Annotated in this window: 20 protein-coding genes and 1 pseudogene; 11 read left to right on the top strand and 10 right to left on the bottom strand. The window is 73.4% G+C overall.

The genetic code is table 11. From position 1 onward, the window contains the following. The first annotated feature begins 114 nt into the window (after positions 1 to 114). Both ACZ4FV_RS37820 and ACZ4FV_RS37815 read left to right on the top strand, forming a co-directional pair. Positions 115 to 1,401 (top strand): sensor histidine kinase, encoded by a 1,287-nt coding sequence (locus ACZ4FV_RS37820; protein WP_465325109.1) that lies wholly within the window; start codon positions 115 to 117, stop codon positions 1,399 to 1,401. Continuing rightward, positions 1,398 to 2,138: a response regulator gene (locus tag ACZ4FV_RS37815; RefSeq protein ID WP_395870274.1), complete on the top strand. Its 741-nt coding sequence runs from the start codon at positions 1,398 to 1,400 to the stop codon at positions 2,136 to 2,138. Before ACZ4FV_RS37820 ends, ACZ4FV_RS37815 begins: the two co-directional genes overlap by 4 nt. Positions 2,139 to 2,208: 70 nt before the next feature. On the opposite strand, the gene ACZ4FV_RS37810 is transcribed toward ACZ4FV_RS37815, so the two are convergent. The 9 genes from ACZ4FV_RS37810 to pgfA form a co-directional block, all read right to left on the bottom strand. Further along, complete coding sequence (locus tag ACZ4FV_RS37810) at positions 2,209 to 2,997, bottom strand: FkbM family methyltransferase (protein ID WP_465325107.1); 789 nt, start codon at positions 2,995 to 2,997, stop codon at positions 2,209 to 2,211. Beyond that, on the bottom strand, positions 2,994 to 3,203 hold the full coding sequence (locus ACZ4FV_RS37805; RefSeq protein ID WP_395870271.1) for a Trm112 family protein: 210 nt from the start codon (positions 3,201 to 3,203) through the stop codon (positions 2,994 to 2,996). The genes ACZ4FV_RS37810 and ACZ4FV_RS37805 overlap by 4 nt, the downstream gene beginning before the upstream one ends. Then, a complete protein-coding gene (locus ACZ4FV_RS37800) occupies positions 3,193 to 4,122 on the bottom strand; it encodes a DMT family protein (protein WP_465325105.1) in 930 nt (309 codons plus the stop codon). The genes ACZ4FV_RS37805 and ACZ4FV_RS37800 overlap by 11 nt, the downstream gene beginning before the upstream one ends. Positions 4,123 to 4,124: 2 nt before the next feature. Then, on the bottom strand, positions 4,125 to 4,844 hold the full coding sequence (locus ACZ4FV_RS37795; RefSeq protein WP_465325103.1) for a class I SAM-dependent methyltransferase: 720 nt from the start codon (positions 4,842 to 4,844) through the stop codon (positions 4,125 to 4,127). Then, complete coding sequence (locus ACZ4FV_RS37790; protein WP_465325101.1) at positions 4,841 to 6,226, bottom strand: condensation protein; 1,386 nt, start codon at positions 6,224 to 6,226, stop codon at positions 4,841 to 4,843. The genes ACZ4FV_RS37795 and ACZ4FV_RS37790 overlap by 4 nt, the downstream gene beginning before the upstream one ends. Further along, the gene (locus tag ACZ4FV_RS37785; RefSeq protein ID WP_465325099.1) at positions 6,223 to 10,668 is read right to left on the bottom strand and encodes an alpha-(1->3)-arabinofuranosyltransferase domain-containing protein; all 4,446 of its coding nucleotides are present in this window, start codon (positions 10,666 to 10,668) and stop codon (positions 6,223 to 6,225) included. Before ACZ4FV_RS37785 ends, ACZ4FV_RS37790 begins: the two co-directional genes overlap by 4 nt. Before the next feature lie 84 nt (positions 10,669 to 10,752). Continuing rightward, entirely contained in the window at positions 10,753 to 11,478 is a 726-nt protein-coding gene (locus tag ACZ4FV_RS37780; RefSeq protein WP_395870261.1) for a class I SAM-dependent methyltransferase, read from the bottom strand. A gap of 4 nt (positions 11,479 to 11,482) precedes the next feature. Next, a complete protein-coding gene (locus tag ACZ4FV_RS37775; RefSeq protein WP_395870259.1) occupies positions 11,483 to 12,661 on the bottom strand; it encodes a glycosyltransferase family 4 protein in 1,179 nt (392 codons plus the stop codon). Positions 12,662 to 12,814: 153 nt separating this feature from the next. Further along, positions 12,815 to 13,915, bottom strand: a complete 1,101-nt coding sequence (gene pgfA / locus ACZ4FV_RS37770) for a cell envelope lipid trafficking protein PgfA (protein WP_465325132.1) — start codon at positions 13,913 to 13,915, stop codon at positions 12,815 to 12,817. Positions 13,916 to 14,095: 180 nt separating this feature from the next. Here pgfA and ACZ4FV_RS37765 point away from each other — a divergent pair, with 180 nt between their 5' ends. Continuing rightward, the gene (locus ACZ4FV_RS37765) at positions 14,096 to 14,260 is read left to right on the top strand and encodes a hypothetical protein (protein WP_395870255.1); all 165 of its coding nucleotides are present in this window, start codon (positions 14,096 to 14,098) and stop codon (positions 14,258 to 14,260) included. 89 nt (positions 14,261 to 14,349) lie between these two features. Beyond that, positions 14,350 to 15,564, top strand: a complete 1,215-nt coding sequence (locus ACZ4FV_RS37760; protein ID WP_395870253.1) for a PucR-like N-terminal domain-containing protein — start codon at positions 14,350 to 14,352, stop codon at positions 15,562 to 15,564. 59 nt (positions 15,565 to 15,623) lie between these two features. Here ACZ4FV_RS37760 and ACZ4FV_RS37755 read toward each other — a convergent pair whose 3' ends face one another. Then, the gene (locus tag ACZ4FV_RS37755; protein WP_395870251.1) at positions 15,624 to 15,929 is read right to left on the bottom strand and encodes a hypothetical protein; all 306 of its coding nucleotides are present in this window, start codon (positions 15,927 to 15,929) and stop codon (positions 15,624 to 15,626) included. A gap of 281 nt (positions 15,930 to 16,210) precedes the next feature. On the opposite strand from ACZ4FV_RS37755, the gene ACZ4FV_RS37750 reads away from it, so the two are divergent. From ACZ4FV_RS37750 to ACZ4FV_RS37720, 7 genes and pseudogenes are all read left to right on the top strand, one after another. Then, positions 16,211 to 16,423: a DUF5999 family protein gene (locus tag ACZ4FV_RS37750; protein WP_331770600.1), complete on the top strand. Its 213-nt coding sequence runs from the start codon at positions 16,211 to 16,213 to the stop codon at positions 16,421 to 16,423. A 195-nt stretch (positions 16,424 to 16,618) separates the two neighbouring features. Further along, positions 16,619 to 17,731, top strand: a complete 1,113-nt coding sequence (locus tag ACZ4FV_RS37745) for a type III polyketide synthase (protein WP_402237457.1) — start codon at positions 16,619 to 16,621, stop codon at positions 17,729 to 17,731. Beyond that, positions 17,716 to 18,225, top strand: a pseudogene (locus ACZ4FV_RS37740) (cupin domain-containing protein); the annotation flags it as partial. The gene ACZ4FV_RS37745 and the pseudogene ACZ4FV_RS37740, both read left to right, overlap by 16 nt. Positions 18,226 to 18,359: 134 nt before the next feature. Continuing rightward, a complete protein-coding gene (accD, locus tag ACZ4FV_RS37735; protein WP_465325096.1) occupies positions 18,360 to 20,366 on the top strand; it encodes an acetyl-CoA carboxylase, carboxyltransferase subunit beta in 2,007 nt (668 codons plus the stop codon). Continuing rightward, positions 20,363 to 20,893, top strand: a complete 531-nt coding sequence (accB, locus tag ACZ4FV_RS37730) for an acetyl-CoA carboxylase biotin carboxyl carrier protein (RefSeq protein WP_402237453.1) — start codon at positions 20,363 to 20,365, stop codon at positions 20,891 to 20,893. Before accD ends, accB begins: the two co-directional genes overlap by 4 nt. Before the next feature lie 6 nt (positions 20,894 to 20,899). Further along, positions 20,900 to 22,246, top strand: a complete 1,347-nt coding sequence (locus ACZ4FV_RS37725; RefSeq protein ID WP_402237450.1) for an acetyl-CoA carboxylase biotin carboxylase subunit — start codon at positions 20,900 to 20,902, stop codon at positions 22,244 to 22,246. Positions 22,247 to 22,261: 15 nt separating this feature from the next. Then, positions 22,262 to 22,906, top strand: coding sequence for an NADPH-dependent FMN reductase (locus ACZ4FV_RS37720; RefSeq protein WP_395870242.1), 645 nt, complete (start codon positions 22,262 to 22,264; stop codon positions 22,904 to 22,906). Positions 22,907 to 23,835 lie beyond the last annotated feature (929 nt).

Below are 23,835 nucleotides of genomic sequence, written 5' to 3'. Positions count from 1 at the left end.
ACGGCACATGACCTTCGGCCAAGGTTCGGCACGACCCGCGCCGCGTCGGTCCCGGGCGAGCCGGCCGCGGGTATCGTTCGGCGCACCGCACCGGGATCGAACAGGGGTACCCAGATGACCGCGTCGTCACCGCCGGCCCCGCCCACCGGGTTGTCCCGGCCCATGCCCTGGGTGCCGCCCACGGTGTACGCCGTCGTGCTGATCGGCGGACTGTACGGCGCGGTGATCGAGGCCGGCCCGATCCGACCGCTGCGCTCGGCCGGGTTCGTGGGGTGTCTGCTGCTCCTGATCGCCCTGGATCGGTGGGAGGTACACCGCCACCCGGTCCGCACCCCGCCGCAGCCGGCCGTGTGGTTGCTGATCGGCCGACTCGCGTTGTTCGCGGTGGCGGCCGGCCTCGACCGCTCCGGGGTCTCCCGGGCGCTGTTCGTCCTGGTGCCGATCACCGCCTACTTCGCCTTCGGCCGGCGGGTCGGTGTGGCGCTGAGCGCGGTGTGCGTGGGAATGATCCTGCTCGGCACCCTGCTGCGGGTGCCCGAGTGGTATCTGCGCACCGACATCGTCACCGACCTGCTGATGTCCGGCCTGGGCCTGGTGCTGGCCGTCGCCATGGCCGCGATCGCGGTGGGCGAGCAGGCGGGTCGGGTGCGACTGGAGGACACGTTGGGCGAACTGCGGGATTCGCACGCGCGGTTGGCCGACTACGCGGCGCGGGTCGAGCGGTTGTCGGTGGCTCAGGAACGCAATCGGCTGGCCCGCGAGTTCCACGACGGACTGGGCCACCATCTCACCGCGATCGCCATTCAGTTGGAGAAGGCGTCGGCGTTCCGCGACCTGGACGCCAGGGTCGCCGAGCGGGCGATCACCGACGCGCGCTGGTCGGCAGGCCGAGCGCTCGAGGAAGTCCGGGTGTCGGTACGGGCGTTGCGGGACGAGGGCGAGCCGTTCTCACTGTCGGCGGCGCTCGCGGACCTGGTCCGGCACGTCGACGGCGGGCCGGCCAGGGTGACCCTGGACGTGACCGGCGAGGAACTCGGCTACCACGTCGAATCGCTCACCGCGCTCTACCGCGCCGCGCAGGAGGGACTGACCAACGCGCATCGGCACGCCGGCGCCGCACACGTCGCGGTGTCCGCCCGGTACGGCGAACGCGAGGCACGGCTGGTGGTGGCCGACGACGGACGCGGCTTCGCGCCCGGCGACGGACGCGGCTTCGCGCCCGGCGACGACCTTGGCGACCGGGTGCCGGGTACCCGGGACGGCTTCGGCCTGCGGGCGATGCGCGAACGGGTCGACCTGCTCGGCGGCCGGGTCGAGGTCGACGCCGCACCCGGGCGGGGCACGGTGGTCACCGTGACCGTGCCGCGCGCTCCGGTGCGCGCCGGGGCGTCGACGCGATGAGCGGCCAGGAGGAGGAAGCGGTCCGGGTGTTGGTGGTCGACGACCAGGAACTGGTGCGCGAGGGTATCGCCTCGCTGCTGGGCATCCAGCCCGGCATCACGGTGATCGGCGCGGTCTCGGACGGTCGTCAGGCGGTGGACACCGCGTGCGCCGAGCATCCGGACGTGATCCTGATGGACGTCCGGATGCCGGTGATGGACGGCGTCACCGCGGTCGCGCTGCTGAGCGAACGCGCGCCGCTGTGCCGGGTGGTCATGCTGACCACGTTCGACGACGACGAGTACGTGGCCGACGCGCTGCGCGCGGGCGCGGTCGGCTACCTGCTCAAGAACCTGCCCTCGGCGCAACTGGCCGCCGCGGTACGGCTGGCCCGCGCCGGCGTCGCCCAACTGGACGCCTCGATCATCCGGCGCCTGGCCGCCGGCCCGATCCGCCCGGACCCGGCGCGTGCCGACGGGCCGGGGCGCCTCGACGAGCCGGGGCGCCCCGACGGGCAGGCGTCGAACAGCGATCGCGAACCGGGGCCGACGCCGGGTCCGGATGCCGACGTGCTGACCGAGCGGGAAAGACAGGTACTGCGACTGATCGCCACCGGATCGACCAATCGCGAGATCGCCGCCCGCCTGTTCCTCAGCGAAGGCACGGTCAAGAACCACATCTCGCGGATCCTGGCCCGCCTGGGCCTGCGTGACCGCACCCACGCGGCGATCTACGCGCACGACCGCGGCCTGTTGTGAGCCCGCCGGTCGGGGGCGTCATGCCCGCCGCCCCCGACCGACGAACCCGCCTGGGGAGCCGCGCGGGGGTTCAGCCGGGCGACCCGCGTCCGGCCGGGCCCGGGCGACGCGCCGCCGGCAGGAACAGCACCGAGTTGACATAGCGTCGACTGAACGGCGCCAACGTGCGTCGCAACAAGCCGCGTTCGGCGACATGCGCGGTCTCCGCCTGGTGACCGGCGAGGTCGAAGTCGGCCAGCGGAAGCCAACTGGTGCCCGGCAACACCCAGCCCCGGTAGTCCAGTTCCGCCAGGAGATCGAGCACCGGCTGCGGCGACTGGATGCGCGCCTCCACCTCGATGAACAGCGCCGGGCGATCGCGCCGCACGGTCTCCAGGGCGCCGTGCAACACGGCCGACTCACTGCCGTCCACGTCGATCTTGACGAAGGTGACCCCGGTCAACCCGAGATCGTCCAGCCGCACGCACGGAACGTCCAGTGCGCGATCGTGGATGTCCCTGCGGACCAGCGACGAGACGCCGCGATCACCCTGATCCCCCGGGGGAAGCCACAGCGCGACGGTGCCGGTGCCCCGGTCGCCCGCGGCGGCGGCCACCACCCGCACGTTGGCGGGCGTACCGGCGTCCAACAGCCTGGCCAGACGCGGCACCGGCTCCACCGTCACCACCGACTCCGCGCGCCGCGCCAGGCGCCGCGACCACGGCCCGTACCAGCCGCCCACGTCCACCGCCGTGCCGCCGCGCGGCACGAAGTCGGCGATCCGCCGCAACTCGGGTTCGAAGCGCGGGTACAGCACATCCACCGCGGTGCGGACCAACCTCGGCGACACCCGGGGCGCGAGCCGGGCGGCGAGCGTCATCGGTCGATCCGCAGGCTGATCCGGGCGTGCTCGTCGTCGCAGACGCGGACGCCGGAGGAGGGGAGAAGCTGGGGGATGCCGTCGACGATCGGGTAGCGGCGGCGCAGTCGCGGGTTGTACAAGGCGTCCTCCGGGAGCAGCAGGGTCAGGGGTCCCTTGTCGAGCGGGCAGGCCAGGATTCGCAGTAGCGGATCGTCAGGTTCCATCGGGCGACTCCTCAACCAGGGCGGGGACTTCGGCCGGCGCGGCCGGGGGCTCGTCGTGCCGGGGCAGGACGATCAGGACGGCGATGGCGAGCGTGCCGCCGACCAGGCGCAGGATCAGCCGCAGCCGGTCGTGCGGCAGCGACTCGCCGAAGGCGAGGCTGCCGAGCACGGCGGTGAACAGCGCGGACACCGTGGTGCACACCGGCACGATCAGCGACGCCCGACAGCGTTGCAACGCGGCCTGGGACAAAACCAGTCCGGCCGCGCCGGTGCCGACGAGCAGATAGGGGTGGGGCGTTCGGAGCAGGGCGAGCACCGTGTCGCCGACGCCGCGCCCGGTGAGGCGGCCGGAGACGCCCTTGACGGCCAGCGAACTCACCCCGTACAGCAGGCCCATCGCGACGCCGTACTCGACGCCGGTGGCCGGCGGGCGGGTCGGGTCCCGGGCCCGACGACCGGCGGCCAGATACAGCCACAGCCCGGCCGCGAGCGCCGGCAGACAGACCGCCAGGAGCCGGCCGGTCGGGGCGTGGTCGCCGACCGGGTCCGCGTCGCGCAACGAGGCGACGACCATAGCCAGCGCGGCGAGCACGGCGAGCACGCCCATCCGTTCGCGTACGGTGGGCCGTTCGCCCAGGATCACCGAGGACAGCAGGAGCAGCAGCACCAGGCCCGCGACGAACAGACCCTGCGCCGCGGCGATGGGCAGCGCGCGGTAGACCGCGAGTTGGGCACCGAACCCGGCCGCCAGCGCGAGCGAGCCGGCAAGCCACGCCGGGCTGCCCAGGAGCGACCGGATCAGTCGCAGCGGCCGACCGGCGGTCAATGCCGGAAGGTTGCCCAACGCCCGTTTCTCCAGCACGAATCCGGTGCTGTAGAGCACGTTGGCCAGCAGCGCCGCGGCCACTCCCCACCACACGGCTAGGCCCGCCGGGCGTGCGCGAGCAGGATCGAGGCGAGCGAGGGGGCCGCGCACGCGACCCGATCCAGCGGCCTGAGCACCCGGGGCACGCCGTGGAACGGCGCCCCGGCGATGCGCACCACCTCGAAGCCGGACGCGGTGAGGAGCTCGCGCAGGGCGCGCGCGGTGTACAGCCGCAGGTGGCCGACCACCTGCGAGCCCGGTCGGCCGTGGATGCCGCGCAGACTGACCTCGGAGAAGATCGGCTGCACGCCCGCGAGGAGCAGCGCGCGGTTGTACCACGCGGCCAGGTTCGGCGTGGAGAGCATGAGGTGGCCGCGCGGCTTGAGCACCCGCCGCAGTTCGTCCAGCGCCGCGTCCGGATCCACCAGGTGCTCCAGCACCTCGGCGAACACCGCGGCGTCCACGCCGGCGTCGGCCAACGGCAGTCCGCCGTCCGTGAGTTCGCCGCGCACCAGGTGGGGCATGTGCTTGCTCGCCCGGCGCAGCGCGTCCTGCGACCAGTCGATGCCCACCAGGGTGTGTCCGGCCGGCATGGGACCGGCGAACGAGGCCGCCGAGCCGTCGCCGCACCCGATGTCGACCACCACCGCCGGCCCCGGGCCCAACGCCCGGGCAAGCATCCTGGCCTGGCGCCGACTGCGCTCGGGGCCGGAGGCGACCGGTACCGCCGGGTTCTCGTAGAACGCGCGCAGACCGGCGGGGGAGGTGTCGCTCATCGCGAACCCCCCTCGTGCGCGATCGGGTCGGCGACGACGGCCGAGGATTGCGCGGCCGCCGAGACGGCGGACAGGTAGTGCTCGAAGAGGCCGTACAGCTCCCGGCCGGCCGCGTCCGTCAGCAGCGCGCGCGACCAGCGCAACCCCACATGCAGGCGGCCGAGGGTGCCGGTGGTGGTCACCGTCAGTCCCCGGGGCATCCGGGTGGGCGCCGAGACCCAGACCGCGTTCGCCCGGCCCGCGTCGCCGAAGTTCAGCGGATAGGGGATCCGGCCGAGGTTGCTGAGCAGGGTCGTCGAGGTCCAGGGCCCGAGGGCGCGGCCCAGACCGCGGGTGATCGAGGCCCGCAGGTCGACCGGCAGGAGCGGGGCGGTCAGCAGCGCCGCGCCGCGGCCGAGCGGGGGCCGGGGAGCGGCCCTGAGCGCCTTGGTCCGGCGGGCCGTGCGCCGGAGCAGGGCAAGGATCGCCTCCGGGTCCGGTTCCTGCCCGTACTCCCGGGCGCCGAACGCGACGTCGACCAGTCGGGTGCCGTTGCCGATGGGCATCTCGACACCACGCGGGCGGTCGTCGACCGGCATGGTGATCCGGATCGGCCGGGTCGGCGCGCCGTGCAGCCGGTTCCAGTGGGCGATCATCAGGCAGGTGACCACCAGGAGTTGGTCGTTGACGGTGTACGCGGCGCCGGGTGGGCGCGGGGGGAGCGGCAGTTCGCCGAGCACCAGGCCGTTGCCGGCGCGGTGCTCGGCCCCGCGCGCGGGGGCCGGCGCGACCCGGGCCGAACGGGCCAGGGCGGGGCCCGGGTCGAGGATGGCCTGTTCCGGGTCCTCGGTGCCGGCCGGTGCGGCCCGGTCCGAGGTGGGCCCGGTGCCGGCCCCGCCGTACAACTCCGCCGCGGTGGCCAGCACGCGCAGGAACGAGGGCCCGTCGAGGGCGGTGTGGTGGATGCGGCACAGCAGGACGCATCCGCCGGAGGTCGCCGACGAGCGGATCACGTCCAGCCGCACCGGCGGCGACAGGGTCAGCGGTGGCGCCTCGGCCAGGGCGAATGCCCGGGCCCGGGCCAAGGCGTCCGGACCGGGCGGCGGGAAGCCGACCGGTTCGACGTCGGGGGCGCCGGTGAGTTCCCACTCGTAGCGCCGCCGATACCACCGACCGGGCGCCTCGCGGACCAGGATTCGCGAGTGCCGGCGCAGTGCGGCGCCGAACGCGGCGCGCAGCCGGGCCGGATCCGGCTGCCCGGGCAGCCGGATCTCCATGTGCACCGCGATCGGCTCACCGGGCCGCTGACCCTGTCGGGACATCTCGTCGACGTGTGGGAACGGGATCCGGGCGAGGGCCGGCTCGACCGGGTGTTCGCGCCGAGCCGGGCGCACTGCGCTCATGGGTGTTCGATCTCCTTCGTCCTGCCGTCCGACGGGGGTTCCGGATCGGTCGGCGCGGGCTTCCCGCCGTCCGGCCGCACCGTCGGCAGCGGCGCGGTGTCGGCCTCCGGGGCCCGGTCGTTGACCATCGAGGGTTCGGTGGCCGGATCCCGGTCCGTCGGCGCCGGTTTGGTCATCGACACGGGCGGGGCCGCGGCTTCGGGCGGCGGGCCGGACGATGTGCCCGCAGGCGGATACGCAGGCGGCGGCGCGGACGGCGAACGCCCGTGCCTGGGACCGGAAGTCGCCACGCGTGGGCCGCCGGGATCGGGCCCGCCCACCGTCACCAGTGCCGCGCACAGCGCGATCAGCGCGAGCAGTTGCGCGGCAGGCCCGAAGGAGCCCTCGCCGCCGGCGATCGGCTCGCCCGCCCCGATCGCCGCCGCGATCCCGGCACCGGCCATCGCCACCAGCGCGATCGGTGTGAGCAGCCGGTGCCGCAGGTGCGCGAGCACCGCGAGTGCGAGCACCACCAGCGCGATCGGCCCCGCCACGATCGCGACCACCACGGTCGGCGCGAGCACGCCCAGGATCGGGCCGGGCGGCGGCGGTGCGGCGGGCGGTGCGTCGCTCCCGGCCGAGTCCCGGTTCCGGCGCCGGACGAAGGCGAGCGCGATCAGCGCGGCCAGGGCCACCGCGCCGCCGATCAGTCCGCCCCGGTATATCCCACCCGGCTCGTATTCGAGCTCGACGGTGCCGGCCGCACCGGCGGGCACCAGCCAACCCTGCTGCCAGCCGTCGATCCGGACCGGGCGCAGTTCCTTGCCGTGCAGCGTGGCCTTCCAACCGGAGTTGCGGTTCTCGTACATCTGGAGGTAGGTGGCCTCGCCCGCGCCCATCCGCACCGAGCGGTGGTCGCCGTTCCAGTCCGCGGCGGTGGCCGATCGCGCGGACTGCGGTGCCGGGGGCCGCAGTTGCCCTCGGATCGCGGTCACGTCGGTGATCTGCACCGGCCCCTGGTTGCCGGCCTCGACCGTGTGCATCCCCGCGCCCAGGGGCAGTACGCCGCCCGGCGACTCGGCGGCGCACAACCGCACCGCCACGGACCGGCGTTCGAGCAGGTCGCGCACCGTGCCCGAGGCACTGGTGGCGTGCATGACGCCGTCCACCGCCAACGGCGGTCCCTGCCCGCACGGCAGCGAGAACGCCACCCTCGGGTCCGGCGGGGGCGTGCGCAGCCGGGCCAACGCCGGGATGTGGATCTCGCTCAACCCCACCGGCAGTTGCAAGCGCTTGTCGGCGAGCGGGTTGTGCACGGTCAGCGGCGCGCCGCGGGTGATCGTGACGGTGATCCGGTCGGTGTCGATCGGCCCGAACCGGGCCAGCCCGTTCTCGTCCACGGCGACGGTCACCGAACCGTTGGGCGAGTCGATCCGGATCTCCTCCGGCCGGGTGGACAACCCGCCGGCCGCCCCCAGCACGATCTCGTCGATACTCGTGCGATCGGGCCAGTTCAGGTGGACCACGGGTCGGTCGCCGGCGATCCACGCGGTGGTCAGGTCGCCGTCCACGAGATTGCGCGCGCTGAGCGAGCGGCCGGTGTGGCCGGTGGACTCGGCGGTGGCGGTGATGTGCTTGGCCTGGTCCGGCGCGGCGCCCACCACCAGTCGGTCCAACTCCGGGCCGGGCACCGCGACGGCGCGCATGTCGAACGCGAAGTCACCGCCTTTGGGAGTCTCGAAGCGGCGGTGCAGCCCGTCCTCGGCCGCCACCGGCGAGAGCCCACCGGGGTCGTTGTCCCGGTGCATCGAGTAGACCCCGGTCTCCGCGTCGGAGCGGTCGGCGTCGGTGGGCAGACGCAGTAGCCGAGACACCTGTACACCGGGGATGGCGACCTCGGTGAAGCCCGCGCCGGACAGTCCGGATCGCGCGGTCCGCACGTCCAGGATGGTGACCCTGAGCCACTTCGCCGCTCCCTGCGGCGCCTTGACCTGCTGCGGCGTGCTCTCGGGGCGCAACAGGCTCTCCTGGGAGCCGCGATCGGTTGCGATCCGCACCCGGGTCGGCGCGGCACGCATGCCGTCGCCGGGCAGTGGGGTGAGCGAGAGCGACGCGGGGATCTCGGTGGGCGCGGTGAAGGCGACCTCGAGCCACTGGCCGGCCGGGGTGCCGGGGCTGCCCTCGGCCCACGCGGTCGCCGGGTCGCCGTCGAAGGCGTTCACCGGGTCGTACTGCGGCAGATGGAAGAGCCAGTTGCCGCTGCTGGACGCGGTCACCGACGCGGCCCCGCGCAGCACGGCGGTGCTCTGGTGGGCGGCCCCGTCGACGGGCAGGATCTGCTTCGGCGCGGATCCGGGGTTCTGCGTGCTGTCCGGCGGGTTCCGCTCGCCGGCGGTGTACGGGTAGGACGTGTTGGAGTTGACCAGGCCGAAGCGGGTGTCCGCGCGGCGCAGTCCGTCCGCGACGAACTGCGTGCCGGGCCGGTCGATGCCGGGGTGGGCATCGCCGGTGAGCACGGTGGGTCGGTCGCGTAGACCGGGATCGGCGGACAGTTGCAGCAGCGCCTCCGGGCCGCCGCTGAGCAGCGCGGTGTCGGCGACCGCCCGACCGCCGACCCGTCCGGGCCGAGGCGTGCCCGGGGCGGGCTCGTAGATCTCGACGGCCTGCAGGCGGGTGAACAGCCCCTGCACCTGGACCGGCGTGCCCTCGGGGATTCGACCGCCGGTGATCAACGGCCCGAAACCGGTGACCCGGTGGTAGCCGGAGGCCTCCAGGGTGCGCTTGACGGTGACCGGCGGCACGTAGCCGATCTGGTCCGGGTCCAGGTCGTTGCGGACCACCACCGCGTACAGGCCGGCCCGGGACAGGAAGTCCGCCAGCCCGGGCACTTGGCCGCCGGTGAGCAGGGCCTGTTCCACCGCGTCCGTCATCCGCCGCGCGCCGGGCGTGCCGAACGGGACGAAGTCCCGCTGCGCCCACGGCGAATCGGCCAACGGATCGAGTGGCTGGTCGATCGGCGAACCCCAGGTGTACAGCCCGTGGGCGGTCGCGGGGACCACCAGTGCCCGGCTGTCCGGGGAGTGTTTGTCCAGCCAGTCGGCGGTGTGCCGCCAGTGGTCGGGCAGCTTGGTGAAGGCACCCGATTGCAGCACCGTGCCGTTGAGGTACGGCCAGGCCAGGCCGGGCAGGATCAGCAGCGCGGCGAGCGCGGGCGCGAACCGGCGGGCGGGTCGGGGCAGCGCCGGTTCGTTCGCGCTCACCGTGCCCACCAGATGGGTCAGCCCGAGCACCAGCGCCAGGGCCAGTCCGGGTTCGAACTTGTAGATGTTGCGGAACGGACGCAGCCACCCGTCGAGCCAGTCGCGGGCCGTGCCGTGGAACGGCGCGCCGAACGAACCGCCGTAGCCGGCAAGGGCGATCAGCGCCACGATCAGCACGGTCAGGATCAGCCAGCGGCGCTCGGGAAGGTCGCGACGGGCCAGCCCGGCCAGGCCGAGCGCGGCGGCGAACGCCGAGCAGAGCACGGTGACCACGGCGGTGGCCACGGTCCAGCCGGCCGGCAACCACGGTTCACCGAAGTTGAGATAGGCGACCCAGTCGCCCGCGCCGCGCAGCAGTTCGGTCGCGGACATCGTGCTCGTGGTGGTCTCGGCCTGCTCGATGTACGGCATGAAGTTCTCGCCGTACACGCCGAGCAACAGCAGCGGGATCACCCACCACGCGGTGGCCAGCAGCACCCCGGGAATCCACCAGCCGATCAGTGCCCACTTGCGCGGCCCGGCCGGGCGGGTGAGCAGATACAGCCCCACCGGCAGCAGCGCGGCCAGCGTGGAGGCGGCGTTGACCCCGCCCATGAACGGGATCAGCAGTGCCGAACGGGCCGCGGCCGTACGCGGGTTCAGGTGTGGCGAGGTCAGCGGCAGCAGCACCCACGGCAGCAGGGCGCCGGGCAACACCGCGGCCGAGGTGGAACCGATCACGATGGTGAAGGTCGGCCACAGCGCGTACGCCACCGCGCCCAGCAGTCGGCTGTGCGCGGTGCCCACGCGCAGCCGCTCGGCCAGCCGCAGCGCGCCCCAGAACGCGGCCGTGACGATCAGCGAGAGCCACAACCGCTCGGCGAGCCAGATCGGCAGGTGGATCAGGTCGGCGAGAGCGTAGAACGGCAGGATCGGGAACGCGTAGCCGATGTACTGGTCGGCGATGCCGCCGAAGCCGGCCCGGTCGTGCCACAGGTTGCCCAGGTCGCCGATGAAACCCCACGGATCGGTGACCACGCCCAGCTTGGTCTCGAAGGTCATCTTTCCCGGCGACACGGCCAGGAACGCGACGAAGACGACTGCCCAGAAGGCCGGCAACCGGATCCGCCGGCGCGACCGGTCGGCCGGTGGTTCGGCCGGCGCCGGCTCGGCGGGCGGCCGGCCGGGCCGGGCCGGGGGGAGGGACAGGGTCGTCTCAGTCACGAGTGCCTCCTGCGGAGCGCGCGCGATGCCCGGGGGCCGGGACGCCGGCGGCGGGATCGAGGAACGCGTCGGGCGATGGCGCCGTCACGGGCACCGCCGAAGAATGAGGAGCAGGTTCCAGGTGATGACCTCGCGCAACCCGGGAACGCGGGTGACCGCGCCGGGCAGAAACGGCCAGTAGCGCGAGCGGGCCGACGCCACCACCACGTCCGGACGGGCCCGGACGTGGCGCAGGGTGGGCCCGATGTGCACGGCGAACAGGTTCTCGCCCAGGGTGTGCTTGGCGGCCCGCCCGGTGCGCCGCGCGTACCGGGTACGGGCGCGTTCGGCGCCCAGATAGTGCCAGGGCGCCCACTCGTGACCGCCCCACGGGGAGTACCAGTTGGTGAAGGAGACGTAGATCAACCCGCCCGGGCGGGTGACCCGGACCAGTTCGCTCAGGAAGGTCTGCGGATCCGCCACGTGCTCCAGCACATTGGACGAGAAGCACACGTCGGCGACCCCGTCCGCCAGCGGCAGCAGGTACCCGTCGGCGACCACGGCACCCACGGGCGGGGTGCCCCGCGCGGCCAGCTCCGCGGGGTCGGGTTCGAACAGGTACGCGTTGGCGCCGCGTCGGCGGAACTCGCGGGTGAAGTGCCCGCTGCCGCCGCCCACGTCGACCACCACCCGACCGCGGAGCCGCATGTGCCGTTCGACCTGATCGGCGGCGTCGCGGGCGAGCAGTCCGTAGCACCGGTCCGGGTCCTGCGGCTCCTGCCGAAAGGCGCGAAAAAGCGCGATCGACCGGCGCAGGGACGGGTCCTTCACGCGGTCACCACCCAGTGCCGCGTCCGGGGACCGGGGCGGGCGCGGCCTCGGCGGCCACGGCCCGGAACCGGTGGACCGTGCGGGCCCAGCGAAACCGGGCGGCGCGCAGTCCGGCGGCGGCACTCATCGCCGCGCGGCGCTCGGGGCTGAGCGCCAGCGCGCACCACGCGGCGGCGAACGAGCTCTCGCCGCGGGCCAGCACGCCGGTGACCCCGTCGTCGATCGAGTCGCGCAGGCCCGGGATGTCGAAACCGATGGCCGGCGTGTGCCGGGCCGCGGCCTCGGTGACCACCAGACCCCAGCCCTCGACCAGCGAGGGATGCAGCAACAGCCAGGCCGCGCACAGCAGTCGGTGCTTCTCGGTCTCGGACACCCGGCCGGCGAAATGTACGCCCGGCCCGGCCGAGGCGCGCAGCCGATCGCCTTCCGGCCCGTCGCCGACGATGACCAGCCGGCCACCGGTGACCGGCCGGACCCGATCCCACAGGCGCAGGAGCAGGTCGATGCGCTTGTACTCGACCAGGCGCCCCACCGCCACGAACAACGGCTCGGGCGACTTGGGAACCCTGGGGGCGGGTTCCTCGACGCCGTTGTGCACGACCCGGATGCGATCCGGCGGCACGCCGATCGCCCGCAGCGCGGCGGCGGTCGAGCCGGACACCGCGACGATCAGATTGTCCCGATGCGCGCCGGCCAGCCCCCAACGCTCCAGCCGTCGGCCCAGCCGCGCGGCGGGGCTCGGAAACCGCATGCCCCACAGGTCGGTATGGACGTGGTTGACCAGGCACAGGGTGGGGCCCCGGTGCCACAGCGGAGCCAGGTACGGCATGCCGTTGCAGACCTCGACCAGCAGGTCGCAACCGCCGACCCGACGGTCGAGGGCGCGGTGCGCGCGCAGGTAGTGGTCGGCGTCGCCGCCGGCCGAGACCACGCGGTAGTCGCGGTCGGCGGCCGGTCCGCCGCAGACCAGGGTCACCTGGTGACCCCGGGCGGTGAGACCGTCCGCCAATCGATCGACCAGCAGTTCGGAGCCGCCCGCGGCCGGGTTCGCCAGGTCGCGGCGGGCCAGGAAGACGATGCGGCGAGGGTGAGGGGTCCGGTCGGACGCGGAACCGCGCGGTGAGGAATGCAACGGTGCCGGGCCGGTCACCGGACGCAGCGCGGAAGGCACGTGCTGGGGCATGTGAGCTCCAACTCGTAGCGGGCCTGGAACGAACGCGGAAGGGTGCACGGGAAGTGCGGGATGTGCGGGGTGAGTTCGTAGTTTTCGCCACCAAGTGCGCCGAAGCTACTCACCCAGGTGACAACTTTGACGTTCCGCACGACCGGAGAATTGTCAGTTCGGTGCCGGTCTGCCCGAGTCGCGCCGCCGGATCGGCCCGGTACGGCGGTGCGGCAACCAACGGAAACGGGCGCGCCGGTGTGGATCGGCACCCGGCTCGTGCCCCGGCTCGGGGGCGGGCTCGTGCCCCGGCTCGGCGTCGGGTTCGGGGCGGGGACGGGTGCCGGCTCCGCGGACCAGGAGCAGCACTCCCAGCGCCGTGAGCAGGGCCCCGAGCGCGCTCGCGGCCAGTGGGGCGGTCTCGCCGACCAGTTCCAGTTTGGCGCCGTCCTCCTCGGCCGAGTCCACCTGCCGGCGCCGGGTCTCCTCGGTGAACCGGATGTTGTCGCTGTCCAGCAGCACCACCGAGGCGGAGTTCGCCCCGGGTGCGCGCAGGGTCTTGCGCGGGGCGATTTTGGCGTCGATCACCCGGCCGGTGCGCGGGTCGACGACCAGGTCGACGCCGGCGTTGGCGTACCACTCCTCGGCGAGCACCTGCGGCTGCGCGGGCAGGCCGACCAGGGTGCCCGGCACCTGCCGGCCGCCGACCCGGGTGTCCTGGACGACGCCGGTGAAGCGATAGCCGCGGTGCCCGCGGACCTTCACCGTGCCGCGGTAGTCCAGCGGTACCGCCGCCCCCAATGTCTCGTCCCACCAGCGGTATCGGCGCTTCTCCAGGTCGAACGGGAACTTCAGGAACGCCTCGCCCTGGATCGCGGGCGTCTCCCCGCAGCAGTGCACGGGCGCGTTGGTACGCCGGTCGGTCACCCAGCGGGCCAGCGTCCACTGGAAGGACCGACGCGGGTCGTGCGCGGCCAGCGTGGCCGGAGTGTCGATCGTCGTCGACACGTCCCACACCGCCCGACCGCTGCGCTCGGCAGCCGCGACATCGCCCACCACGCGGCGGGTCACGGTGAGCGTCTCGCCGTGCACCGGCCGCAGCGAGCCGGTGTCGAAATAGCTTCCGGTACCGGCGAACACGACGGTGTCGTCGATGTCGACGGGGGTGCGTTTGGCGTGCGGCTCGACGTACCAGGCCAGCATCGCGGCCAGCACGAGCAGGAAGACCCCGGCTCCGAGCAGAGCCAGGGAGAGGATCGAGGAACGGGAGGAAATGGCGCGGCGCATCCGGCACTCCTGACGGCAAAGGGCCTCGGGGACGTGCACGTCTGTCTCAGGCCGGGAACCGTAGGCGCACCCTTGACGGAGTGTCAATACACCTCGCACACTGTGCTGATATAGAGCCGGTGCATGGGAACGGGCGGGGTGCCCTCCGATCGAGAGGCTCGTCGAAGCATGCGCAGACTGCTCGCCGCCGGCTTGACCGCGATCGTTGCCGCCGCCCTCGCCGTGGCCGCCGCGCTCGGCATCGTCGCCGCGTTGAACGCCACGCCCGACCAACCCAACGTCCCACTCGTGTCCTTCCGCACCGACCCGACGGCGCCGAACGCGCAGCCCTGATGCCGGCGCCGCCGGCAGGCAAACGGGTCCGGTCACGGGCGCACGGCCCCGGCGACGGTGTCGAGCGCCGGCCGCGAGGGAAAGGCGACATGACGGTGCGCACCGCCTGGCGGGACGTGCCTCGGCCGCGACTGTGTCGGTTCGCCGATCTGGCCATGGCCGAGATCCCCGACCTGGCGCAGGACATCCTGCGCGACATCCGGGTCGAGTACCCGGGACTGCCGCTCGTGCCCGACGAGTCCGGCGAGCCGATGGCGCTGGTCGCCATCCGGCGCGCCCTGGTCGACTTCGTCGAGCACCTGCTGGACACCGACGACCGGCAGCACGAACGCCTGGAGCTGTTCGAGCTGTTCGGCCGCGTCGAGGTGCTCCAGGGCCGAAGCCTGGATTCGCTCCAGGCCGTCTACCGGCTCGGCGTACGACTCGCGTGGCGGCGACTGGCCGAGATCGGCCAGCAGGTGGAGATCCCGCCGCCCGCGATGTACGAACTCGCCGAGGCCGGATTCGAATACCTGGACGGCCTGGTCGCCCAGTCCGTGCACGGCTACGCCGAGGCCGCCGCCCGGCAGGTCGGCGAACGCCTGTGGGCGCAGAAGCGATTGATCAAGATGATGCTCACCGAATACGGCACCGAACCCGCGAGCGCACTGGCCGAGCACGCCGCCCGGATCGGCTGGCCACTACCCGAACAGGTGGCCGTGGGCGTGCTGTTGCGTCCCGCACCGGACGCGGTTGCCCCGGCGGTGGGCCGGGACGTACTCCTGGACATGGAGTGCGAACGACCCCGGATGATCGTGCCCGACCCGGACGCGGCCGGCCGGCCCGAACTGCTGCGCCGGGCGATGACCGGCTGGACCGGCGCGATCGGCCCGTCCGTCCCGCTCGCCGACGCGGCCAAGTCGCTGCACTGGGCCTGCACCGCACTGCGCCTGATGGAGCGCGGGCACCTGCCGGACGGGCGGGTGATCCGCTGTACCGAGCACACCGAGGCATTGGTGCTGCTGCCGCCGGAGGAGCTGATCGAGGATCTGGCCCGGCGCTGCCTGGCACCGCTGGACAACTGCTCGCCCACGCACGCCCGGCGACTGGCCGAGACGCTGCTCGCGTGGCTGGAGACGCGCGGCGGCGCACCGGAGATCGCGGCCCGGATCGGGGTGCACGCGCAGACCGTGCGGTATCGGCTGCGGCAGATCCGCGAACTGCTGGGCGACGAGATGGACGAGCCCGATCGCCGCTTCGAACTGGAACTGGTGCTGAGGGCACGTCGGTTGCGTGACGAGCAGGAGGGTCTGGACCGGAACTGAGACTCTGCGAAATGGAGTTCAGTGGCCACGCGCCGATTCGGGGCGGGCGCCGTCGGAGGTCACGGGCTCGTGGGGCGCGCCGAAGCGGTTGCCGACGCCGAGGTCGGGACTGCGGTCGGCGACGAGGACGGCGCCGACGTCGACCACGGTGTCGGCGGGCGCCACTCCCGGACGTCCGGCCGGCTCTCATGCGGGTTCGGTGAGGCGAACGGGCCCGCGCGCTTGTTCATCGGGGCCGGCGCGACCACGACGAGGATCACGGTGAGCACGGTCAGTGCCAAGCCGATGGGGTCGCGGACGTTGTAGGTGTAGCGGTCCGTCCCCCACCTGTCCCGCTTGCACACCGGCTCGTCGTCGTCCCACACACCGGCCACCCTGCGCCGGGCAATCGAACGTCCGTACCGGCTCCCTCCGAGCTGCTTCGGCCCGTCGGCGATGCCCGGGATCCGTGGGGCGTCGCGCCGCGTCGGGTGCCGCCGACGCCCTCCCGGGCGACTCGGGACATCGGCCGGCGAATCGGGGCCGTGGGCTCATCCGCCCGGGACGGTGGGCGGCGCACCGTTGGCATGTGACCAACCAGCCGACGGACCACCCGGCAGCTCGTGAACCCGCTGCCGACCACGGCACTCCCGGAAGGACCAGGACCATGTGCCGGCATTCTCCCCCATGTCCCGCCGCATCGGCCTCCGACCACCTGGCGGCACACGTCGTACAGAGCCATCCCGAACAGGGCTGGAGCCTGCTGTGCAACGGCGTGGTGATCTTCGAGGACACCGGCGCGCTGCTGCCCGACGGTGCGATCGAGGCGCCGCATCGGGTGTGCGGTCCCCGGGCGATGTCGATGGAAGCCGCCGGATAGGCGGACGGCCGAGGCGCCGAGGCGCCGAGGCGCCGAGGCGCTGAAGGACCGAAGGGCCGAAGAGCAGAAGCGCGGAAGCGCCGAACAGCGATCCGGGGGTCTTCGGGAGCCGACTCCCGAAGACCCCCGGATGTATCACCCCTCCGTAGCTCCGGATCCTCGCGAAGGCTCCGGACCAGGCAAGGAAGACAGCTCGTGAGTACTCTGTGCCGGCCCGCCGTGGCCGTCCCCGAAAACGTGATCACCATGGACGAGTCGCTCGACATCGCCCGGCGACTGCACGCGGACAACCCCCGGCTGCCGCTCGCGCTGCGGCTGATCGCGAACACCGGTGTCCGCCGACGACATCTCGTCCAGCCGATCGAGCGGACCCTGCGACACCCCGGCTTCGAGGCCCGCAACCTGCTCTATCAGGAACAGGCCAAGCTGCGCGTGCCGCCGGTGATCCGCCGGGCGCTCGCCAACGCGGAGGTGGAGATACGCGACATCGACCTGCTGATCTACGTCTCGTGCACCGGGTTCAGCATGCCGTCGATGACCGCCTGGCTGATCAACGAACTGGGCATGCGCTCCGATACCCGCCAACTGCCGATCGCCCAGCTCGGCTGCGCGGCCGGTGGCGCCGCGATCAATCGGGCGCACGACTTCTGTACCGCGTATCCCGAGCTCAACGCGCTGATCGTGGCGTGCGAGTTCTGCTCGCTGTGCTACCAGCCCGACGACGCCGACATCGGGTCGCTGCTCTCCGACGGCCTGTTCGGCGACGCGGTCGCCGCGGCCGTGGTGCGCGGCGCGGGCGGTACCGGCGTGCGGCTCGAACGCAACGGTTCGTACCTCATCCCACACACCCAGGACTGGATCTCCTACGCGGTCAAGGACACCGGATTCCACTTCCGCCTGGACAAGCGGGTGCCCACCACGATGGCGCCGCTCGCGCCGGTCATCGACGAACTGGTCGCCCGACACGAATGGGACGCCTCGGCGCTGGACTTCTACGTCGTACACGCCGGCGGGCCGCGGATCCTGGACGACCTGAGCAGGTTCCTCGGAGTGGTTCCCGAGGCGTTTCGACACAGCCGGGCGACCCTCACCGAGTACGGGAACATCGCGAGCGCGGTGGTCTTCGACGCCCTGGACCGGTTGTACGCGGCGGGCGGACCCGCCGTCGGCGGACGCGGCATCGTGGCCGGTTTCGGCCCCGGGATCACCGCGGAGATGGCCCTCGGCACCTGGGTCGCCGGCGAACCGGCCGGCGTCGGGGTCCGGCGGCCGACGAACGAGGAGGTGCCGTCATGGTCGACGGCCTGATCATGCCGCCCGGAGCGGGTCGACGACTGGTCACCGCCGCGCAGGAGGTCACCTACAAGGTGACCGGCGCGCATGCCCGACACACCTCGACCTTCGAGGTGGTCGTGCCACCCGGCTTCGACGTCGGCGCGCACGTGCACGCGCGGGGCGAGGAGTTCTTCTACGTCCTCGACGGCGAACTCGACGTGCTCGCCTTCGAACCCCGCCGGCGCACCCGCGACGACTGGCGCGGCTGGCGCTCGGAAACCGGCCGGGGACCGGTCCGGGCCGGGGCCGGGAGCTGCATGTTCGTACCGCCGGGCTGCCCGCACGCGTTCGCCAACCCGACCGCACGGCCGGCCAGGATGTTGTTCCAGTCGACGCCGGCGCCCGATCACGAACGCTACTTCGAGGAACTGATCGAGATCTTCGGCGCGGGGGAGCGGGTCGACTCCGAGCGCGTGGCCCGACTGCGCGAGAACTACGACGTCCAACAGATCACCCCACTGCGGCACGCGTCGCCGAGGGCCGGCGGCATCGCCGGTCCCGGATCGGGCGCCGGACCCGGTGCCGGCTCGAGGGCCGGATCGGGGGCCGGACCCGGTACCGGATCGAGCGCCGCGCCGCACCCGGACCAGGGGAGACCGCGATGAACACCGCTTCCGTACCCGCCGCCGAGCAGCCGGCGCCGGCCGACTGGCTGGCCTGTCCGAGCTGCCGGGCGCTGGTCTACCGCAAACGTTTCGAGCGCGCCGACCGGGTGTGTCCCGGCTGCGGCACGCACACCCCGCTCGACGCGGGCCGGCGGCTCGACGCGCTGCTCGACCCGGGCAGTGCCCGGCCGCTGACCCCGACCGAGACCGTGCACGACCCCCTGCGCTTCGAGGATCTCAAGCCGTACCCGGACCGCCTGGCCGCCGCCCGGGTGGCGACCGGACATGACGACGCGGTCCGGGTGGCGCTCGGCACCGTGGTCGGGCACCCGGTGGTGCTGGCCGTGATGGACTTCGCCTTCATGGGCGGCAGCCTGGGCGTGGCCGCGGGCGAGGCGGTCACCACGGCCGCGGACGCCGCTTTGGCCCGGCGGGTACCGCTGATCCTGGTCACCTCCTCCGGCGGGGCCCGGATGCAGGAGGGCGCGCTGGCCCTGATGCAGATGGCCAAGACCTCGGCGGCGATGGCCGAACTGGACGAGGCCGGCATCCTCACCGTCACCGTCGTCGCCGACCCGACCTACGGCGGCGTGGCCGCGTCGTTCGCCACGCTGGCCGATGTGGTGGTGTGCGAACCGGGTGCGCGGATGGGCTTCGCCGGACCGCGGGTGATCGAGGAGACCATCGGGGAGCGGCTGCCGGAGGGTTTCCAGACGGCGGAGTTCCTGCTGCGACACGGCCTGGTGGACGCGGTCCGGCCGCGTGGCGAGCTACGCCGCACGCTCGCGGTCCTGCTGGCGTCGGCACGGGGGGCGGACGGGGCGGAGCGGGCCGACGGGGGCGATGGGGCGCGCGAACCCGAAGGAGCGGGTGCACCCGAGCGGGTCGAGGCGGAGGAACGGTCGGGCGTGCCCGATCGGGCCGAGGTCTTCGACGGGTCGGGTGGGTCGGATGGGTCGGGTGGGTCGAATGGGTCGGGTGGGTCGAATGGGCCGAACGGGGCGGATGGGGCGGATGCGTGCGATCGATCCGACGGGACCGGGACCGGGTCGCCCTCTGCGACCCTCGCGTGCCGTCGGATCGACCCGGCGCGCGGCGCCCCGTCGACGCCGATGTCGGGTCCCGCGCCCGTCGAGCCGCCCGTTCGTCCGGCGCACGAGGTGGTCGCCGCCGCGCGGGACCTCGGTCGGCCCACCACGCGTGACCATCTCGCGTATTGGATGGACGCGTTCGTCGAGCTGCGCGGCGACCGGGCGGGTGGCGACTGCCCGGCGATCGTCGGCGGCCTGGGCCTGGTGGACGGCCGCGCGATGCTGGTGCTCGGGCACCAGAAGGGCCATACCACCGCCGATCTGGTCCGGGCCAACTTCGCGATGGCCTCGCCGGCCGGCTACCGCAAGGTGGTCCGGCTCGCGCGTCTGGCGGAGAAGCTCGGCGTGCCGTTGGTGACCCTGATCGACACGCCCGGTGCCCACCCGGGGATCGAGGCCGAACAGCAGGGCCAGGCCGGGGCGATTGCCGCATGCCTGCGCGTGCTCGCCGGACTGCGGGTGCCCGTGGTGGCCGTGGTCACCGGTGAGGGCGGCAGTGGCGGCGCGCTCGCGCTCGGTGTCGCCGACCGGGTGCTGATCAGCGCGAACGCGCTGTACTCGGTGATCAGTCCGGAGGGTTGCGCGGCGATTCTGTGGAAAACCCGGGAGCAGAGCCCGGCGGCTGCCCGCGCGCTCGGCCTGGACGCACGCTCGCTGCTCGAACTCGGCGTGGTGGACCGGGTGGTCCCCGAACCCGAGGGCGGCGCGCATACCGATCCGGCCGCCGCGAGCCTGGCCCTGCGGGACGCGGTCCTGGAGACGGTGGCCGAACTCGCGGCGGTCGAACCGGCCGAGCGCGTCGTGCTGCGCCGGCGGCGGTTTCGGGCCTTCGGGTTGCCCGCCGTGCGGCCGGCCGGCGCCGGCGACCCGGACGACGGCAACGCCTACGACTTCGAGGAGGAATCGGCATGACCGGCACCGACGGCGAAGGCCGCGCGGCAAGCCTGACCGCGCTGCGCAGCGCGCTGGGCCACGTCCTGAACGATGCCCCGCGACCGCCCACGCGGATCGTGGTGCGTTCCGGAGGGGAGAGTATCGAGGTCGCGTGGTCCGACCCGTCGGGCGCGCCCGGGCCGTCGCCGGCCGCGTCCGATTCCGAGCCCGTTGCCGTTGCCGCGAGGGCGGCCGAACCGGACCGGCCCGCGGAGACCGCGCCGGCGGGCCAATCCTCGGGCCATCTCGTCCGCGCCCCGCTGGTGGGCACCCTCTACCGCGCGCCGGAGCCCGGGGCGGCGGCGTTCGTCGAGGTCGGCGACGTGGTCCGGGCCGGCCAACAGGTGGCCATCATCGAGGCGATGAAGCTGATGAACCCGATCGAGGCGGACCGCGACGGCCGGGTCACCGCGGTGCTGGTCGACAACGGCCAGGGCGTCGAGTACGACCAACCGCTGCTCGAACTCGAACCAGAACCCGATGCCGACTCCGACGTTGCGAGGTGACCCGCCGTGTTCGACACCGTACTGATCGCCAACCGCGGTGAGATCGCGCTCCGCGTGGTGCGAACCTGCCGGGACATGGGCATCGCCACCGTGGTGGTGCACTCCGGCGCGGACCGTGACTCGGCCGCCGTACGCGCGGCCGACCACCACGTGAACATCGGCCCCGCCGACCCGCATCGCAGCTATCTGTACGCGCCGGCGGTGATCGAGGCGGCCCGCAACACGGGCGCGCAGGCGATTCATCCCGGCTACGGATTCCTGTCCGAGGACCCCGACTTCGCCACCATCTGTGCGGAGAACGGGATCGTCTTCGTCGGTCCGGCCCCGGAGGTGATGGCCCGGCTCGGCGACAAGTCGACGGCCCGGCGAATCATGGCGGACGCGGGACTCCCGGTGCTGCCCGGCTCGCGCGAGCCGGTCGGCACGGCCGACGAGGCCGCCGAGGTGGCGCGGGCGATCGGGTTCCCGCTGATCGTCAAGGCGGTCGCGGGTGGCGGCGGCCGGGGCATGGCGGTGGTGCCGGACGCCGGCGCGCTCTTGCCCACCTTCCGCGCCACGCGCGCCACGGCCCAGGCGGCCTTCGGCGACAACCGCGTCTACCTGGAGCAGTACCTGGCCGGCGCCCGGCACATCGAGATCCAGATCCTTGCCGACGCGCACGGGAACGTGGTGCATCTCGGTGAGCGCGACTGCTCGGTACAGCGCCGACACCAAAAGCTCGTCGAGGAGTCGCCCGCCGCCCGCCTGCCCGCCGAACTGGCCGAACGGCTGGCCGCGCACGCGGTCGCCGGGGCCCGGGCGGTGGGGTATCGGGGAGCGGGCACCTTCGAGTTCCTGGTGCGTGGCGAGGACGCGGCGTTCATCGAGGTGAACTCGCGGATCCAGGTCGAGCATCCGGTGACCGAGACGGTGACCGGCATCGACATCGTCCGCGAGCAGTTGCTGATCGCCGCCGGCCGACCGCTGGACTTCGGTCAGGATCGGGTGCACCGCCGCGGGGTCTCGGTGGAGTGCCGGATCAACGCCGAGGACCCGGCGCGCGATTTCGCGCCCTGCCCGGGCACGCTCACCGCGTTCGAGGCGCCGGCCGGTCCGTTCGTCCGGGTGGACACCCACGCGTTTCCCGGAGCCCGGGCTCGGCCGGAGTACGACTCGCTGCTGGCCAAGATCGTCACGTGGGGGCCGGATCGCGACCAGGCGCTGGCCCGGATGCGGCGTGCGCTGCGCGAACTGCGGGTCGAGGGCCCGGGTGTGCACACCACCGCGCCGCTGCTGGCCGAGGTGCTGGACGAACCGGACTTCCGAGCCGGACGCCACGACACGACCCTGCTCGACCGCCGTACCGCACCCTGAAGAAAGGCGCGTGCCATGTCCGCTTTCGGGACCACTCCGATGCCCCCGTCGCCCGCCCGCGTGTTGGCGATCTCCGGTTCGCTGCGCGCGGAATCGGCCAACACCCGACTGCTGGCCGCGTTGCCCGCGCTCGCGCCACCGGGCATGTCCTTCGACGTCTATCCGACGCTGGGCGAACTGCCGTTGTACAACCAGGACTTGGACGTGCATCCGGCGCTGCCGGCGGTGCGGAGGTGGCGCACCGCGATCAGTCGGGCGGACGGGTTGGTGATCGCCACGCCGGAGTACAACCACTCGATTCCCGGGGTCCTGAAGAATGCGGTCGACTGGGCCTCGCGCCCGCGCGGCGACGCGTCCCTGTGCGGGAAGGGCATCGCCGTGATGGTGGTGACGGCCAGTCGGCTGCACGGGTTCCGCGGGTTGACCGACACGGTGCGGATCCTGACCGGGCTGGGCAACCTGGTGGTCCCCGATCCGGAGGTGGTGGTGGGCGGCGCGCCCGAGGCGCTGACCCGCGACGCCGACGGCTCGGTACGCCCGGCCGACCCGCTGGTCGCCGCCCGGATCCGCGTCCAACTACAGGCCCTCTCCGACGTCATCCGCACCGGCGCCGCGTCCGCAGCCCTGGTTGCCCCGGCCCACGACCGCCGAAGGGCGTGACCGCGCGCCGTGCCTCGGTCACTGTCCTGCGCGTACGGGTCGCCACGGCGGGTGGGCGTGATTGCATCGGCGCCGCGTCCGCAGCCCTGGTTGCCCCGGCCCACGACCGCCGAAGGGCGTGACCGCGCGCCGCGCCTCGGTCACCGTCCTGCGCGTACGGGTCGCCACGGCGGGTGGGCGTGATTGCACCGGCGCCGGCTCCGCAGCCCTGGTTGCCCCGCATCGCCACCGCCGAAGGATGCGGTTGCGCTGCCGTGCCCGGGTTGCCGTCCGGTGGGTGCCACCGTCTTCGGATCGCCGCGAGCGGGCGGGCGGATGTGACCGGCACCGGCGCGGGGTCCGCTGCCGTGGTCGCCCCGGCCCGCCACCGCCGAGGCGCGTGGCCAACTACCGCCCCACTCGGGTCACACCACCCGGCGGCTGCCATCGTCCCCATACCGCCACGAGTGGGCGGTTGGGCGTAATGGGCACCGGCTGCGCATCCGCGACCCGGGCCGACCCGCCCCGTCACCGTCGAAAACCGCGACCATCCGCCGGCCTCCCGGGTTGCCGTCCGGTGGGGGCTGCCGTCCGCGGCTTGCCGCGCGTGGGCGACCGGACGTGATCGGCAGCGGTGCTGCGCCGGTGGCCCTGGTCGGTCCGTTTCGTCGTTGCGAGGGGCATGACCACGCTGCCGTTCCGGGGTCGCCGTCCGATGGGTGGCGTCGTCTCCAAGTGGCTGCGAGGGGGTGATGGGACCAGACGAGCACCGGCTCGCATCCGCGACCCGGCCGGCCCGCCCCGCGTCCCCGCGCCCGCGCCCGCGCCCCGAGTGCGCCCGGGTGTGCCGCCGCCCCCGCCGTCGGGGGGGGGGGGGGGGGGGGGGGCGGAAGAGGGGGGGGGGGGGGAGGGGGGGGTTTTGCCACATTTTTGCTCCTGTTGTGTCTTTT

It is taken from the genome of Embleya sp. NPDC025285, assembly GCF_055558835.1.
The sequence above is the reverse complement of the archived record's forward strand: the minus strand, read 5'-3'. Positions and strand labels throughout refer to the sequence as shown.

Excerpts from the sequence above, each read along its gene's own strand:
- ACZ4FV_RS37820 (WP_465325109.1), top strand. The coding sequence starts at position 115 with ATGACCGCGTCGTCACCGCCGGCCCCGCCCACCGGGTTGTCCCGGCCC.
- ACZ4FV_RS37815 (WP_395870274.1), top strand. The coding sequence starts at position 1,398 with ATGAGCGGCCAGGAGGAGGAAGCGGTCCGGGTGTTGGTGGTCGACGAC.
- ACZ4FV_RS37810 (WP_465325107.1), bottom strand. The coding sequence starts at position 2,997 with ATGACGCTCGCCGCCCGGCTCGCGCCCCGGGTGTCGCCGAGGTTGGTC.
- ACZ4FV_RS37805 (WP_395870271.1), bottom strand. The coding sequence starts at position 3,203 with ATGGAACCTGACGATCCGCTACTGCGAATCCTGGCCTGCCCGCTCGAC.
- ACZ4FV_RS37795 (WP_465325103.1), bottom strand. The coding sequence starts at position 4,844 with ATGAGCGACACCTCCCCCGCCGGTCTGCGCGCGTTCTACGAGAACCCG.
- ACZ4FV_RS37790 (WP_465325101.1), bottom strand. The coding sequence starts at position 6,226 with ATGAGCGCAGTGCGCCCGGCTCGGCGCGAACACCCGGTCGAGCCGGCC.
- ACZ4FV_RS37775 (WP_395870259.1), bottom strand. The coding sequence starts at position 12,661 with ATGCCCCAGCACGTGCCTTCCGCGCTGCGTCCGGTGACCGGCCCGGCA.
- ACZ4FV_RS37765 (WP_395870255.1), top strand. The coding sequence starts at position 14,096 with ATGCGCAGACTGCTCGCCGCCGGCTTGACCGCGATCGTTGCCGCCGCC.
- ACZ4FV_RS37760 (WP_395870253.1), top strand. The coding sequence starts at position 14,350 with ATGACGGTGCGCACCGCCTGGCGGGACGTGCCTCGGCCGCGACTGTGT.
- ACZ4FV_RS37750 (WP_331770600.1), top strand. The coding sequence starts at position 16,211 with ATGTGCCGGCATTCTCCCCCATGTCCCGCCGCATCGGCCTCCGACCAC.
- accD (WP_465325096.1), top strand. The coding sequence starts at position 18,360 with ATGAACACCGCTTCCGTACCCGCCGCCGAGCAGCCGGCGCCGGCCGAC.
- accB (WP_402237453.1), top strand. The coding sequence starts at position 20,363 with ATGACCGGCACCGACGGCGAAGGCCGCGCGGCAAGCCTGACCGCGCTG.
- ACZ4FV_RS37720 (WP_395870242.1), top strand. The coding sequence starts at position 22,262 with ATGTCCGCTTTCGGGACCACTCCGATGCCCCCGTCGCCCGCCCGCGTG.